Here is a 14,829-nt window from a genome sequence, read left to right as displayed (position 1 = left end):
GGGGACCACTATCCATACCACGCTGGACCGGTCGCTGCAGCGTCGCCTGGACGGCCTTCTGGAGACGGCCCTGGAGCCGTATCCCCCGTCGGTGACGGCCGCGGGGATCGTGGTGGAGCATGCCTCCGGGGCGGTCCGGGCCTATGTGGGCAACGCCCGGTGGGGCAGCGGTCTCCCGGGGAGCTGGGTGGACTGCGGCGTCGCGCCCCGGTCGCCGGGGTCGGCGCTGAAGCCCTTCGCCTACGGTCTGGCCTACCAGCGCGGCCTGCTGACCCCCTCGTCGCTGGTGGCCGACACCCCCCTGGGGTTCCCGGGCGCGCCGCCGGAGAACTTCGACCGGGCCTTCCGGGGGCCCATGTCCGCCGGGGAGGCTTTGGCGACCTCCCGGAACATGCCCGCCATCCGGGTGCTCCGGATGGCGGGGTACGGCCCCTTCCTGGGCTTTCTGCGGCGGGCGGGCTTCCGCCATATCGGGGAGGACCCCGGCCACTACGGAGACGGCCTGGTGCTGGGCGGGGTGGAGGTGACGCTGCTGGAGATGGCCCGGGCCTACGCCTCCATCGCCCGGCGGGGCGGTCTGTCCTCGCTGCGGTGGACCGGTGGCGAGGCCGCGCCGGAGATCCCCCTGTGGAACCCCGGCGCGGCCTACCTGCTGCTGCGTTCGCTGGCCGGCACGGAGCATCTGCCGCCGGGTGTCCGGCAGAGTGCGGCCAACGCCGGCGCTCCCGCCCTCAAGACGGGGACATCCAGCGGGTTCCGCGACGCCTGGGCGGCGGCCTGTTCGAAGAGGTATACGGTGGTCCTCTGGTTCGGCGATCCGGAGGGCGACACGGTGGCCCGGCTGGTGGGGAGCCGCACGGCTGTTCCGGCGGCCTTCCGGCTGCTGCAGGCCCTGGAGGCCCGTTCCCCCTGCGGCGATCCGCCCCCCTGCGTGGTGCGCCGTGAGGTCTGCGCCCTCTCGGGGGCGCCGCCGGGCCGGGCCTGCCCTGTCACCAGGGAGGGGCTCTCTATCCGGGGGATCTCGCCGGTGGAGCACTGCGGCCTCCATGTGGTCCGGGACGGCCGGGTGGTGGTGGATGTCCCCGCCGACCTGGAGGGCTATCTGGCAGGCGGTGATCGGGGCGGTCGTCCCGCCCGTCGGCTGCGGATCCTCTCGCCGGTGGCGGGGGAGACGCTGATCCTCCCGGAGGGGCGGGACGCCCTGTCGGTCCCGCTGCGGGCCCAGGGGGCGGGGAAGCGCTACTGGTTCGTCGACGGCCGTCTGGCCGCCGTGCAGCAGGCCGGCGACGGGGCGGTCTTCGTAACGCTGGGGCCGGGCAGGCACCGGATCGGGGTCGGCACCGAGGCGGGCGCGGCCGACGGCCTCTCCGTGGAGGTCGCCACAGAACAGGGCTCCCCGCCCGAGGTGATCGAGTGAGGAGCCCTGGTTTGGCTCGATGCGGGATGGGGCCGGTGGCCTAGGAGGAGGCCGGGTCGTCCACCAGCGGCAGGACGATCCCGCCCTGGGGGATCACATAGGCGGTGTAGTCGTCGCCGTGTTTGTCGGCCACGAAGGCCATGGCTTCCTCGGGGGTCTCTGCCTTGCGCATGAAGATCGCGGCCGTCTCCCGCTCGTCCAGTTGGGAGAGCAGGAGGATGTCGGCCTGACGGGCGATGCGTCCCAGGAAGTAGAGCTTGTGGGCGCCGAACTGGAAGTCCGCCCTGAAGGCCGCCTCGGTCTCCTCGGCGGTCATCCCCCGGCGGGCCCATTCGGTGAAGACGGGGTGGCCGTAGCCCTCGCCGAGCTCGGCAGCAAAGACGATGGTCCCGCCGGGCTTGACGGCCCGGGAGGCCAGCTCCAGCGCCTTGTGGGCCTGGTACATGTTGATGTCCTTGGGGTAGCCGCCGGCGGAGACGAAGAGCACGTCGGCGCGCTGGTCCAGGCGCACCGCGTTGGCCTCCAGAAAGGTGGGAAGCCCCTTCTCCCAGGCCTCCCCGGGGTCGCCGGTGACGATCCGGATGATCTGCTTGTTGCTGTCGGCCATGCAGTTGACGATGAAGTGCAGCGGACAGCGGTCGTGTCCCTCCATGAGCTCCTCGTGGAGGGGGTTGCCCTCGGTGGCGGCCACCCGGGCGCCGGGTTCGGTCATCATCCTGTGGTTGGCGATCACCGTCTCGTAGCCCGCCACGCCGGGGATGAGGCTCTTCCTGCCTCCGGCGAAGCCGGCGTAGTAGTGGAAGAGGATCTCGCCGATGGAGATCCGGAAGTCCGCCTCGGCGACGGTTCGGTTGATCCGCACCTCGTTGCCTGTGGAGAGGGTGCCGAAGGAGACCAGGTCCTCGGCGTCGCAGTAGTGGTTGACCACCCTGTAGCGGTCGAAGACTGCCTCGCCGGTGACCTGCCGCATCTCGTCCTCGGTGAGGGCCCGGTGGGTGCCCGTGGCGATGACCACCGTCACCGCTTCGGGGCCCAGCCCCTCTTCGTTCAGGGCGGCGGTGACCGCCGGCAGCATCTCCCTGGTGGGTGTGGAGCGGGTGAGGTCGTTGACGATGACGGCGACGCTCCGGGGCTTGGCGGCGCGGAGGCGTTCGCCCAGCGACGGGCCGCTGGTGGGGTTGGCCAGCAGCAGCGCCGTCTCCTCCCGGAGATTGGTGATCGGCGTGTATCCCGAGGCGGGCTGCAGTGTGTCCAGCACATTGTCCTGGGGGATGGAAAGGGTGCGCGTAGTCTTTCCGTAATAGAGACTGTAGTCCATTAGGTACCTCCATGAAGGAAAACGTCGGTTTTTGTGGCCAGTATAGCAGATAGGCGTGCTCCAATGAGGGCTTTTCTGGTAGGATACACGGTAGAAATGTCGAGGTTTCCCGGCGGGAGAAGAGGTGTGTGCCGTGGCTCTAGGACGTTCCAATCCCGAATCCTATACGTCCACCCTGATGGAGGAGGCGCTCTTCCAGCGGTTTCCCTTTCCTATGGTGCAGGGACGTGTCGTGAACGGCGTTCCCACCGTGGAGACCGTGAACCGCGCCTTCCACGGACAGTGGAAGGGGATCGGCCATCCCCCCTTCACCTTTGCCGAATTCGTGGAACAGCTCCCCGGCCCGGGGAGCGCGGCCATGGTGGAGCGGCTCCTCTCGAAGCCGGGCTTTGTCAGCCGGGTCTGGGAGGTGGTGCCGGGGGAGCGCATCGTGGACTGCACCGTCTCCCGCGACAGAGAGGGGCGCTTCGTGGCCTTTCTGCCGGAGTACACCTACGAGATGGTGGTCTGCCGGCTGGAACGGCTCCGGGACGCCCTCAACGAGGCCCTCCAGCTCTACGACGCCGAAGCTCTGCTCCGGGAGCTGACCCGGGTGCTCCTGGACACCCTGGGGCTCGACTGGGTGGGGGTGCTGTCGTGGAGCCGGCAGGAGGAGGGCTGGAGGCTCTCCGTCTCCGAGAGCAACGCCTCCATCCCCGAGGCCCAGGACCGGGCGCTGCCCTTTCTGGAGCGTTTCCTTCATCCTCCCGAGGGGCCGTCGCCGCCGGTATCCATCGGCGCCCTCTCCGTGGAGGAGGGGGGCAGATGGTGGGTCCGGTGGACCGAGGAGGCCGGCCCCTGGACGGAGCATTTCCGGGAGCACGGCATCGCGTCGCTCTTCGCCGGCGTGCTCATCACCGGCTCCAGCCCCATGGTGCTGGTCACCCTCTCGGGCCGGGAGGGCGCCCTGGGGCGCGTCAACGGCGATGTGCTCCGTTCGGTCTGGCCTGTCCTGAGCTCCACGGCGGAGCGGCACCGCACCATCGCCGGGCTTCGGGCCGTGCAGGAGCGGGACGAGCTCACCGGTCTCTACTCCGTCGGGGGCCTCCGCCGCCAGCTGGCCCACGAGCTGAATCGGGCCAGACGCTACGGATACCCCCTCTCCCTGCTCGCCCTGGGGGTGGCCAACTACGATGAGGTGATCGAACAGGGCGGCGAAGCGATCGGCGACGAGGCCCTCCGCCGCGTCGGCCACCAGGTGAGCGCCATCGTCCGCAACGTGGACAAGGCGGGTCGGCTGGGCGATTGTTCCTTTCTGCTGATCCTGCCCCATACCCCCCGGGAAGGGGCGGAGATCGTGGGCGGGCGCATCACGGCGGATGTGGGCAAGATGAGCCCCCTGCCGAACCTGGGTCTGGATCTCCAGGCGGGGATTGTCGCCTTCCGGGGCGGCGAGGATGTCCCCCAGCTCGACCGGGCGATGGAGATGCTCAAGGAGGCCGCCCCGGAACAGAATGCATAGACGCGCCGCCGGCGGCCTCAGTCCGCGGCGACCACCCTGTTTCTGCCGCGGCGCTTTGCCTGGTAGAGCCGGTCGTCGGTGTAATGGTCAAGCCCACGACTTCAGTCGTGGGTCACTGACGGTTGTTGCGCTCGCCCCATTTCCTTTGGCAAAAGAAGAGCGGGGTTCCCCCGGGGGAGAAAACCCGCTCTTCCGACGGCTATTCGCCGCCCAGCTCTTCCATGCGGCTGAGGATATCCAGCGCCATGTTGTCCTGGGCCTGGAGGTCGACCTTCCCCTCGTCGCCTTCGAAGGCCTCCTTCAGCTGGTTGCGGGTCATCTCCAGCACCGGGAAGACGGGGGTCTGCCGGAGCTCGTCGTGGACCTCCTTCAGGAGCGACTCCGGCAGGCGCTCGGTGACGAAGCCGAAGAAGACCGTCGCGGTGGAGAGGAACATCACCCGATCCTCCGTGGCGGTCCAGGCCGGCTGGAGGACCATCGCCGCGGCGAAGACATCCTCCTCGCCGGTTTCACCCTCTTCGGGGGGCTCCCAGTAGTCCAGCAGGTAGAAAGGCAGGTTCGGAGCGGCGCGGAAGGCGTTCCAGAGGGCCTTCCAGGACTCCTCGTTCTTGCCGGCCAGCTCGAAGGTGGCCATGGCCCGGGCGTGGGCGCTGGCGATGGTCGGTTCCTCCTCGGCCATCACCTGTTCCAGCACCGCCTGATACTGGCCGGTGAGCAACAGGCCGGAGTAGCGGAAGAGGGCGTGCCAGAGGGGTTCCGTGCTCTCGGGGAGCGAATCGAGGAGCTCGGCCACCTCCAGCGCACGGTCTCCCTGTCCGCCGAAGATATAGGCGCAGCCGAGGCGCTGCAGCACCTCCACCAGGAGGGTGACCAGATAGCGCCGTTTCTCCCCCTCCTGGTCGGCCAGATCCAGGAGCCGCCGGATCTCCCGGGTGCTCCGTTCCAGCAGCTCAATGCTCTCCTCGTTGTCTTCGGCGACATCGGAGAGGAAGACCAGGGCCTCGGGATCCTCGGGCGAGATCTCCAGGATCCGCGTCGCCAGCGCCTGAATCCGTTCGGGGTCCTCGGTCTGGTAGAGTTCGTCAAGCAATGAGTCCAGCTTCTCTTCTGTTTCGTCCATCAGTGGCCTCCTTGTTCCGGTATCGTCTGTTCCCATCTATCCGATGCCTGCGCCGCTCTCCGGGTTCCCCGGCTTGGGGACCTCCACGGAGGAGCTGCGCAGCTTGATGCTCGGCATGTCCACCACCACGATCCCCGATTCGTCCAGATGGTAGCGCTGCCCGTCGGTCTCCGGGTTGTAGCCGATCACCGTGCCGTCGGGGATCTCGTTGTGGGCGTCCACGATGGTCCGGCGCAGCTTGCAGCCCTCGCCGATGACCACATCCTGGCCGATGAGGCACTCCTCCACCACGGCGCCGCGATTGATGATGCAGTTCCGTCCCAGCACGGAGTGGTGCACCGTGGCGCCGAAGACACGGCTTCCCTCGGCGCGCAGCACCCCCATGACGGAGCAGCCCTGCCCCTCCCAGGGGTAGGAGAAGGCCGGTGGATCGGCGTAGGAGACCGTCCGGATCGGCCAGTGGGGGTTGTAGACCGTCAGCGGCGAGGGGTGCTGGAGCAGATCCATGTGGGCCTGCCAGTAGGCCTCGATGGTCCCCACATCCTTCCAGTAGGGCTGGTCGTTGCCGGGGATCTCGTTATCCGAGAAGTCGTAGGCCATCACCTTGTAGCCCTCGATGTTGCCGGGCAGGATGTCCTTGCCGAAGTCGTGGTTGCTGACCGCCGCACGGGTGTCCTCCACCAGGGTCTCCTCCAGGGCGCCCCGGCGGAAGATGTAGTTGCCCATGGAGACATAGCTCCAGCCCGGCTTGCCGGGGATCTCCGGCGGATGGTCCGGTTTTTCCTCAAAACCCGTCACCCGGCCGTTCGGGTCGGTGGCGATGCAGCCGAACTGGTGGGCCGTCGAGGCGGGCACCATCTTGGCCGCCACGCTGATGTCGGCGTCGTTGTCCACGTGGAACCGCAGCATCTGCTCGGTATCCATCTTGTAGATGTGGTCGGCGGCGAAGATGCAGACATGGTCGGCGTCGAAGAGCGTGATGAGGTGCAGGTTCTGGAAGACCGCGTCGGCCGTTCCCTTGTACCAGTGGTCGCCGGTCCACATCTGGGCGGGCACCACGGTGATGAAGAAGTCCCGGCCCCGCATGGCCCCGCCGAACTGCCAGCCCCGCTCGATGTGCTCGTTCAGCGACTGGCTCTTGAACTGCACCAGCACATAGATGGAGTAGAGCCCGCTGTTGATCAGATTGGAGAGCGCGAAGTCGATGATCCGGTATTTCGCCGCAAAGGGCACCGCAGGTTTGGCGCGGTATTTCGTCAACGGCATCAGGCGCTTGCCGTGTCCCCCGGCGAGAACGATTCCCAGTACGCGTCCGTATTTTCCGTAGATCATGCCACAACCCCCTCGCCTGCATCGGATTCGGTTCATTTCTATACTAAGGTAAAAGGACTTCCTCTTTTTGTCAATCCTGAGATCTCTTGTTATGGGGGAGGGAACGCTGTTACGCGGCTTGGTGAGTTTGCGTGCCGGACAGCGCGGATGCTGCTATGCCCCGGGTTCGCTGCCGAAGCCCATCATCCCCTCGTAGAGGCGGCGGTAGGCGGCCGCCGAGCTCCGCCAGGAGTAGTCGCCGTTCATCCCCCGGGTGATCAGCTTTTTCCAGTCGTCCTCCCGTCTCCAGTGCTCCAGGGCCCGCTCCACGGCGTGGTAGAGCTCCTCTGGGGTGTGGTCGGTGAAGACGAAGCCGTTGCCGTCGGGCATGCCGTCGGCGTCGAAGACCGTGTCGGCCAGGCCGCCCACGGCGCGGACCACCGGGATCGTACCGTAGCGGAGGGCGATCATCTGGGAGAGGCCGCAGGGCTCGAAGAGCGACGGCATCAGCAGGATGTCCCCGCCGGCGTAGAGGAGGTGGGCCAGCTCCTCGTCGAAGCTGGTGCGGGCGAAGATGTCCCCGGGATAGCGGTCGGCCAGCTCGGTGACGGCCCGCTCGTAGGCGGGGTGGCCGCTGCCCAGCACCAGCAGGCGCAGCCCGAGGCCGGCGAGCTCTTCGGCGCTCCCCAGGAGGAGGTCCACCCCCTTCTGGTCGAAGAGCCGCCCCACGAAGACCGCCAGCGGTCGTCCGTCGTCGGCGAGGCCGCAGCGCCGGAGCAGCGCCTCCCGGCACCTCCCCTTGCCCTTCAGTTCGGTGCTGCTGTAGTGAGCGGGGAGCAGGGGATCCGCGCCGGGGTCCCAGGCGGTGTCGTCCAGTCCGTTGAGGATCCCCTGCAGCTTGTGCCGCTGGGCGGTGAGGACGCCCTCCAGCCCCATGCCGCCCTGAGGCCCCTGGATCTCCCAGGAGTAGCGCGGCGAAACGGTGGAGATGGCGTCGGCGGTGACGATCCCCCCTTTGAGGACGTTCACCGTCCCGAAGAACTCCAGACCGTCCAGCGTGAAGGACTCCTTCCCGATCCCCCACACCGGCAGGGCGTCGGGGGTGGTGATCCACTGGTGGGCCAGGTTGTGGATGGTCAGCACCGTGTCGTACTCCTCCCGCAGATGCCGGTAGTGGCGGTGCCAGCGCAGCGCCGTCGGCAGCAGCGCCCCCGGCCAGTCGTGGACGTGGAAGATGTGGGGCCGCCACTCCGTGACGCCCGGGAGCTCCAGGGCGGCCAGGGAGAGGAAGGCGAAGGGCAGCGTCGTCTCCGGGGTGGTCTCCGTGGGGTAGATGGTCTCGCTGTTGAAGAGCTCCGGCTGCTCCAGCAGGTAGACGGAGGTGCGGCCGATGCGGGTGTGGAAGACGGCGGCGTGGTAGACACGCCAGTTCAGCGCCACCGACAGCTTCCCCTGCAGACGGTGGCAGAACCGTCCCTGCCGCCGGGCCTGCTCGAGGACCCCCGGATAGGCCGGCAGCACCACCCGGGCGTCGAGCCCCTCTTCCGCCAGAGCGTGGGGCAGGCTGCCCGCCACGTCGCCCAGGCCGCCCCGCTTGATCAGCGGGGCCATCTCGGGCGTCACGTGGAGGATCCTGGGAACCATGACTACATCCCCCGGAAGTAGATGTTGTAGGCGTCGTGGCAGTAGTCCTTGACCATCCGGTGGGTGTTGAAGAAGCTGGCGTTCAGCGCGATGGCGTGTTTCATCATCCAGATCCAGTGTTCCCGGTGCTCGTAGTAGGTGGGGATCACCTTGTCCCGCAGCTTCACGTAGAGGTCGTTGGCGTCCTCCGATTCGTCGTAGTCGATCAGGTCGGCCTCGTTGGGCTCGGGGCCGATGGACCAGCCGGTGACATCCTCGATCCAGCCCTCCAGCCACCAGCCGTCGAGGACGGAGAGGTTCATCACGCCGTTGTGGGCGCACTTCATCCCGCTGCTGCCCGAGGCCTCCCGGGGTCGTCGGGGGTTGTTGAGCCAGAGATCCACGCCGCTGGTCAGCGTGGCGCCCAGGGACATGTCGTAGTTGGGCAGATAGACGATGGGCACCGCCTGATCCAGCTCGCCCGAGGCCTCGATGATCCGCTGGATCAGCGCCTTGCCGCCCTCGTCGCGGGGATGGGCCTTGCCGGCGAAGAGGAACTGCACCCGCCCGGAGGCCGCGTCCAGGAGCTTCTTGACGTCCTTCAGCAGCAGGTCGGCCCGCTTGTAGGTGGCGGCCCGCCTGGCGAAGCCGATGGTCAGCACGTCCAGATCCAGCTCCTGGCCGGTCTCCTCCAGAACCCGGCCCAGAAGCCGCATCTTGGCGGACTGGTGGGCCTTCCAGAGCTCCTTGTCGGGGAGCTGGAGCGCCTGGGTCAGCCGTGAGGGGTCCTGCCGCCAGCCGGGGATGTGCTTGTCGAAGAGCCGCTGCATGCCGGGACAGGTCCAGGTGGTGGAGTGGATGCCGTTGGTCACCGAGTGGATGTTGGGCGTGTTGAACATCCGGCGGCTCACCTCGGAGTGCTTCTTGGAGACGCCGTTGATGTAGCGGCTGTACTTGAGGCCGATTTCCGTCATGGAGACCCCGTTTTCCCCCAGCATCCGGCGGAGCCGCTCGCCGTAGACCGGCGGCATCACCCGGTCCACCAGGTCGTAGGGGAAGTGGTCGTGTCCCGCCGGGACGGGGGTGTGGGTGGTGAAGACCACCTGTTCGCGGATCTTGTCGTAGCTCTCGTAGCCCATCTCCCGCAGCAGCTCCAGGGTCAGAAAGCCGGCGTGGCCCTCGTTGAGATGGAAGGTCTTGATGTTGTCGTACCCCAGGTCCCGGAGCATCCGCAGGCCGCCGATGCCCAGGATGATCTCCTGGAAGAGGCGGTACCGCTGGTCGCCGCCGTAGAGACTCCAGGTGAGCTGCCGGTCCTCGGGGCTGTTGCCCTCGAAGTCGGTGTCCAGGAAGTAGACCGGCACGGGGTAGTTGCCCTGGCCCACCAGATCGTGGACCCATGTCCGCACACGGATGTTGCGGCCTTCGATGAAGAGGCTGATCTCGCCGGGCAGCAGCTGGAGAAACCGCTCCGGCTGCCACTGCTCCGGCTGCTCCTGCTGCCGTCCGTTCTCGTCGAAAGACTGGTTGAAATAGCCCTTCCGGTAGAGCAGCGTCATGCCCACCATGGGCACACCCAGGTCGGCGCCGCTTTTGAGGGTGTCCCCGGCGAGGACGCCGAGGCCCCCCGAGTAGGTGGGGATATGGTGGCTGATGCCGATTTCCATGGAAAAGTAGGCGATCGTCCGGAAGACGGGGTCGTTCTCCACCATTCTCCGGAGCGACTGCCCCACATTCTTGCCGTGCACCATCACTGACATGGGATGTCCTCCTTCTCTGTTCTCACTCTATTGCAGGGTATCCTGCCGGTCGGGCACGGCGAACCCCAGCCGCCCCGCCAGCTCCAGGGCCTCCGGCGGGAGACTCTGCTGGAAGGCCTCCAGAATCCGCCACATCTCATTCTGTATCCTCCACAGATCGATTGCAATCCCCAGTTCCTCCGCCCGGTCGAAGGCGTGGCGCATCCGCTGCAGGAGGCCGCGGTCCCGCTCCGCCGGGGAGGCGACCCGCGCGAGCATGTCGTGGATCTCGGTGGACAGCGCGGGGGCGAGAAAGGAGAGCTCCGGCTGAAGCCCCATGGAGTGGGCCTCGTAGAGGAGCTCCTCCAGAGCGCTGCTCTCGCCCGCCAGCTCCAGGGCGCTCTCGGCGCCGGCCAGCAGCGCCTCCAGCTGCTCCTTGAGATCGAAGGCGGCGGCGGACTGCAGGAAGGCCGGCGGTTCGATCTGCAGCGCATGCAGCTGCACCAGGAGGCGCCGGTTCTCCGCGGCGATCTCCGAGGCCTGGGAGGCCCAGCGGCGCTCCGCCTGGTGCAGCCGCTCCCTGGCCGCCGTCTCGCGGTCGTCGGGGGGGAGTACGTCGAGCTTCCAGGGACCCAGAGGAAAGGTGGACTGCAGCAGGTTGGAGGTCTCCAGCAGGTCGCCCTTGTAGAAAGACCGGCCCAGCCCCTTCATGGAGGGCAGGGGGAAGGCCCCCAGACGGCAGACCTCGCCGGCGCCGCCCACGAAGAGCCCTCCGGCGCTTCCCTCCCAGGATTCCGATGTCCGGCTGTCGGTGACGGTCAGACTGGCCAGCCGCAGATCGATGTCGCCGCCCTCGTAGATCTGCCGGGTCTGCTCCACCGAAAAGCCGTAGTAGCTGTCCTCCCGGTTGAGGAGGAAGGCCGATGCCGCCACATCCTCCAGTGTCCGTCGCCGGGTGGCCGCCACATCCTCCAGGACCGCCGCCCCGGTGGGGGAGGCCTTCCGGTTTCCCTCGGCCTGGGCGAGGTCGGAGCGCAGCTGCTCCACGGCGTCGGGGCCGCCGGCGTCGCGGAGCAGCTCGGCACAGCGCAGGGCGTAGGCGATGACCTGCGCTGTCTCCACCCCGGCGATGTCGTTGAAAAACCAGCCGCAGGAGGTGTACATGAACATGCCCATCCGCTGCGCTTCCAGGAGCATCAGAAGCTCCCGGACCGCTTCCGGCGCGGCGTCCTCGCCGAGATGCCGCCTGGCGAAGGCCTCCGGGGCCTCCCCGCCGTGGTCCAGATAGAGCGCGATGGCCTCGTTGCGGAGGTCCCAGGGGTCGAGCCCGCGGGCTTCGCAGACCGAACTGTAGTGGTTGTCCAGTCGCGCCCGGAGGCTGTCGAAGGCCCCCCGCAGGGGGCCCCGCCAGCGCTGGTGCCAGCCGGGCCGGCCGCCGGTGCTGCAGCCGCAGTTGCTCCGCCAGCGTTCCACGCCGTGCACGCAGGACCAGGAGGTCCGTTCGGCGATCTCCGCCTGCCAGGTGGGCGGGTAGCGGTCCAGATAGTCGGCGATGTTGGTGAGGATGGCCTCCCGGGACTGGGAGAGGATCTGCACGGCCCGGGCCAGGGCCATCTCGCCGAAGGCGTGGTGGTGCCCGAAGGTCTCCCCGTCGGTGGCCACCACCCGCAGCATGGGTTCCTCCCGGTCCGGGAAGCCCGTGGCGAGCCGGCGGGCCAGGGTGTCGCCGTTGTCCAGGAGAGGGCCGAAGGCGATCTCCTGGGCCAGCTCCCCGTCGTAGAAGACCACCGCGATCTCCCTCCCCGAAGGCAGGACCACCCTGTAGGGCCGGGTGGTGTCCAGGCCCGCTCCGTCAGGCGTCTCCCGCCGGTTGCCGTCGGGGTCCGTCACCGACCGGCACTGCCGGGGGGCCAGGATGGTGTAGCGGATCCCCTCCGCCGCCAGGGTCTCCAGGGTGGGCGTGTCCGCCGCCGTTTCGGGCAGCCACATCCCCGCCGGGTCTCTGCCGAAGCGTGAGCGGAAGTCCGCAATCCCCCAGCGCACCTGGGTGGTGCGGTCCTCCGGCGAGGCCAGGGGCATGATCATATGGTTGTAGGCCTGGGCGATGGCGTTGCCGCCGCCGTCATCGGCCTCGGTGGCGTTGCCGGCCCGGGTGATCCGGCCGGCCAGCACCGGCTCGTGTTCCGCCAGCCAGCGGTGGAGGGTGGGGCCGAAGTTGAAGTTCAGATGCCGGTAGTTGTTGACCATGCTGACGATGCGTCCCCGGCTGTCCACCAGGCGGGCGGCCCGGTTGGGGCGGTAGCACTGGCCGGTGATCCTGCTGTTCCAGTCGTGGTCCGGAGCGGCGCTGGGTTCGCGCAGCACCGCCCCGAGCCAGGGATTCTCCCGCGGGGGCTGATAGAAATGCCCGTGGATACAGATATGCCGCATGTGTTCCCCTTTCTGTCGCCTTTCGTCTTTTACGGGGTGTTCTGTGCCTCAAGCCGCTCCAGCCTCTGCGTCAGTTCCTCCAGCTGATCGGGCCGGGGGATGCGGATGCGCGCCGAGTTCTCCCCCAGGTGCATGTAGCCGTCGCCGGGTTCCACGGCGATCCCCGCACCCCCGAAGAGCTCCGCGAGGTTCCCTCGGGGACGCTGCAGCAGCATGATCGGCGTCCGCCGGTCCGTGGCGGCCCCGGTGACAAGGGCCTGTCTCTGGAGGCTGTCCAGCAGCCGCTCCTTGGCCCGCCAGGCGTAGCGCCGGGTCCGTTCCAGAAAGGCGCTGTCTTCCAGCGCCGCGGCGGCCAGCACCTCGCCGGGCGTGCTCACCGTAAAGGGCGGATGGGTCTTGCGATAGATGTTGCGCAGCTCCCGGTCCCGGATCACCGCGTAGCCCACCCGCACCCCCGCGAGCCCCATGGCCTTGGAAAAGGAGCGCACCACGATGAGGTTGGGATTGGCGATCCCCACCGCCCACTCCTCCGGGGGGAGGTAGTCGGCGTAGGCGCCGTCGACGATCACCCAGGTGCCCTGTCCTTCGCAGAGATCGCAGATCTCCTGGAGCGTCTCCAGGGGGAGCACCTGTCCCGTGGGATTGTGGGGGCGGTCGATATAGAGCACGTGGGGCCGCATCCGCACCGAACGGATCCAGGTCTCCCGTTCGGCGCCGTAGGCCGGAGGGAGGAGCACCACGGGATGGTAGCGGATGTTGTGGAGCGTCGCCTGGAGCGGCACGTCGGTGAACTGCGGCGACACGCCGCCCAGCAGGGAGCCCGGCGGGAGGAGCAGCCGGAGCAGCGTCAGCAGGATGTCGATGGAGCCCTGGCCGACGATGATCTCGTCGGCTTCGGTCCGCTCCGCGCCGAGGTAGCCCCGGAGGCGCTCCTTGAGCGCCCGGGCGTCGCCGGCGGGGTAGACGCTGGGGTCCCACTCCTGGGCCTGCGCCAGCTGTGCGCGCACCGCTTCCGCCATACCCAGCGGATTGGTGCCCAGGGCGCAGTCGATCACACCACCTTCGACCGGCTTGTGGACATGACTGCCGGTCCGTGTTACATAGGACTCCCGCGATGCCTGGAGGATCTCCCTGGGAAGCCTGCCGTGCCACATCTGCCGTCCCCCCTTTGCAGGTTCATTATACAGGCTTTGGCGGCTGCTGTATTTGTGCCATTGGCGGCAGGGGAACACTGGACATTGTATGGTGCATACAAGATGTTACGGAAAATGAGATTCGTAACACGGCAGGCCGGTTATCTTTGCTATTATGGGAACAAAGTGCGCCTGCCCTCTGTGCTGTTCCCGGATCGACCTCTTTTTGATAGAGTAGCGGAGACAAAGGGCAAGTGGAGCCTTTTAATTGTGAAAACAAGAACGCTATGGGGTGTGGAACGTGTCCCGGAGGCGGATCTCCGTGCGGGGGTGATGCGATAGGGTGAGAGGGTGCGAGCCCTGCGGATGTGCGGGAAGAGGACTGTCTGTTTCGAAGAAGGAGGTACGACAATGGTTGAACAGGTTGTGGACGTGGCGGCCAGGACGAAGGAGATCGTCGCTCCCTGGAAGGGGAAGAAGGGCGGCGTCATCCCCGTCCTGCAGGAGGCGCAGCGGGAGTTCGGCTACCTGCCGGAGGAGGCCCTGGCGACCATCTCCAACGAGCTCAAGATCCCCACGGCGGAGCTCTACGGGGTGGCCACCTTTTACTCCCAGTTCCACCTCAAGCCCCGGGGCCGGCATATCATCCGGGTCTGCCGGGGGACGGCCTGCCACGTGCGGGGGAGTCTCAAGATCCTGGACAAGATCAAGGAGATGTACCACGTGGAGGAGAACGACACCACCGAGGACCTGCGTTTCACCCTGGAGCCGGTGGCCTGCATCGGCGCCTGCGGTCTGGCGCCCTGCATGATGGTGGACGACGACACCCACGGTCGGCTGACCCCCGACAAGGTGGGCGAGATCCTGGAACAGTACCAGTAGCATCCCCGGGATACCATGCTTGACGATCTCTCCCAGCATCTGACGGACATTGCGGAGAACAGCACCAGCGCCGGAGCGCGCAACATCGACGTCCGTTGCGCCTTCCGCACCGATGAGGGGTGGCGGACGCTGGAGGTCACAGACGACGGCCGCGGCATGGACGAGGCGACCTGCCGGCAGGTGCTGGATCCCTTTGTGACGAGCCGGACCACCAGATGCGTGGGGCTGGGGCTGCCCTTTCTCAAACAGGCCGCCGAGCTTGCCGACGGGAAGCTGGCGCTTGCCTCGGAGCCGGGGAGGGGAACACGGCTTTATGTCTGCTTCCGCGCCGATCATATCGACTGCCCCCCCGTGG

Annotated in this window: 11 protein-coding genes; 4 read left to right on the top strand and 7 right to left on the bottom strand. The window is 67.6% G+C overall.

Annotated features, from left to right (window positions below; genetic code table 11):
* On the top strand, window positions 1-1,417 hold a 1,417-nt coding region (locus K9L28_09135), incomplete at its 5' end, for a penicillin-binding protein 1C (protein MCF7936492.1).
* Window positions 1,418-1,457: 40 nt separating this feature from the next.
* Here the strand turns inward: K9L28_09135 and larA are convergent.
* Window positions 1,458-2,735, bottom strand: a complete 1,278-nt coding sequence (gene larA, locus K9L28_09130) for a nickel-dependent lactate racemase (protein ID MCF7936491.1) — start codon at window positions 2,733-2,735, stop codon at window positions 1,458-1,460.
* Window positions 2,736-2,868: 133 nt separating this feature from the next.
* Here larA and K9L28_09125 point away from each other — a divergent pair, with 133 nt between their 5' ends.
* The gene (locus K9L28_09125; GenBank protein ID MCF7936490.1) at window positions 2,869-4,236 is read left to right on the top strand and encodes a GGDEF domain-containing protein; all 1,368 of its coding nucleotides are present in this window, start codon (window positions 2,869-2,871) and stop codon (window positions 4,234-4,236) included.
* A 199-nt stretch (window positions 4,237-4,435) separates the two neighbouring features.
* Here the strand turns inward: K9L28_09125 and K9L28_09120 are convergent, their stop codons facing one another.
* The 6 genes from K9L28_09120 to K9L28_09095 form a co-directional block, all read right to left on the bottom strand.
* Entirely contained in the window at window positions 4,436-5,356 is a 921-nt protein-coding gene (locus tag K9L28_09120; protein MCF7936489.1) for a hypothetical protein, read from the bottom strand.
* A 36-nt stretch (window positions 5,357-5,392) separates the two neighbouring features.
* The gene (gene glgC / locus K9L28_09115; protein ID MCF7936488.1) at window positions 5,393-6,688 is read right to left on the bottom strand and encodes a glucose-1-phosphate adenylyltransferase; all 1,296 of its coding nucleotides are present in this window, start codon (window positions 6,686-6,688) and stop codon (window positions 5,393-5,395) included.
* 153 nt (window positions 6,689-6,841) lie between these two features.
* Entirely contained in the window at window positions 6,842-8,311 is a 1,470-nt protein-coding gene (locus K9L28_09110) for a glycogen synthase (protein ID MCF7936487.1), read from the bottom strand.
* A 2-nt stretch (window positions 8,312-8,313) separates the two neighbouring features.
* On the bottom strand, window positions 8,314-10,050 hold the full coding sequence (gene glgP / locus K9L28_09105; GenBank protein ID MCF7936486.1) for an alpha-glucan family phosphorylase: 1,737 nt from the start codon (window positions 10,048-10,050) through the stop codon (window positions 8,314-8,316).
* A gap of 27 nt (window positions 10,051-10,077) precedes the next feature.
* Window positions 10,078-12,459, bottom strand: coding sequence for a DUF3536 domain-containing protein (locus K9L28_09100; GenBank protein ID MCF7936485.1), 2,382 nt, complete (start codon window positions 12,457-12,459; stop codon window positions 10,078-10,080).
* A 29-nt stretch (window positions 12,460-12,488) separates the two neighbouring features.
* Complete coding sequence (locus K9L28_09095; GenBank protein ID MCF7936484.1) at window positions 12,489-13,613, bottom strand: aminotransferase class I/II-fold pyridoxal phosphate-dependent enzyme; 1,125 nt, start codon at window positions 13,611-13,613, stop codon at window positions 12,489-12,491.
* A gap of 390 nt (window positions 13,614-14,003) precedes the next feature.
* On the opposite strand from K9L28_09095, the gene nuoE reads away from it, so the two are divergent.
* Both nuoE and K9L28_09085 read left to right on the top strand, forming a co-directional pair.
* Window positions 14,004-14,474, top strand: a complete 471-nt coding sequence (nuoE, locus tag K9L28_09090) for an NADH-quinone oxidoreductase subunit NuoE (GenBank protein MCF7936483.1) — start codon at window positions 14,004-14,006, stop codon at window positions 14,472-14,474.
* 15 nt (window positions 14,475-14,489) lie between these two features.
* A partial coding sequence (locus K9L28_09085; GenBank protein ID MCF7936482.1) for an ATP-binding protein occupies window positions 14,490-14,829 on the top strand: 340 nt, incomplete at its 3' end.

It is taken from the genome of Synergistales bacterium (assembly GCA_021736445.1).
GTDB lineage: Bacteria > Synergistota > Synergistia > Synergistales > Aminiphilaceae > JAIPGA01.
This window is presented reverse-complemented; position numbering and strand designations above follow the sequence as displayed.

Excerpts from the sequence above, each read along its gene's own strand:
- larA (MCF7936491.1), bottom strand. The coding sequence starts at position 2,735 with ATGGACTACAGTCTCTATTACGGAAAGACTACGCGCACCCTTTCCATC.
- K9L28_09120 (MCF7936489.1), bottom strand. The coding sequence starts at position 5,356 with ATGGACGAAACAGAAGAGAAGCTGGACTCATTGCTTGACGAACTCTAC.
- glgC (MCF7936488.1), bottom strand. The coding sequence starts at position 6,688 with ATGATCTACGGAAAATACGGACGCGTACTGGGAATCGTTCTCGCCGGG.
- K9L28_09110 (MCF7936487.1), bottom strand. The coding sequence starts at position 8,311 with ATGGTTCCCAGGATCCTCCACGTGACGCCCGAGATGGCCCCGCTGATC.
- glgP (MCF7936486.1), bottom strand. The coding sequence starts at position 10,050 with ATGTCAGTGATGGTGCACGGCAAGAATGTGGGGCAGTCGCTCCGGAGA.
- K9L28_09100 (MCF7936485.1), bottom strand. The coding sequence starts at position 12,459 with ATGCGGCATATCTGTATCCACGGGCATTTCTATCAGCCCCCGCGGGAG.
- K9L28_09095 (MCF7936484.1), bottom strand. The coding sequence starts at position 13,613 with ATGTGGCACGGCAGGCTTCCCAGGGAGATCCTCCAGGCATCGCGGGAG.
- nuoE (MCF7936483.1), top strand. The coding sequence starts at position 14,004 with ATGGTTGAACAGGTTGTGGACGTGGCGGCCAGGACGAAGGAGATCGTC.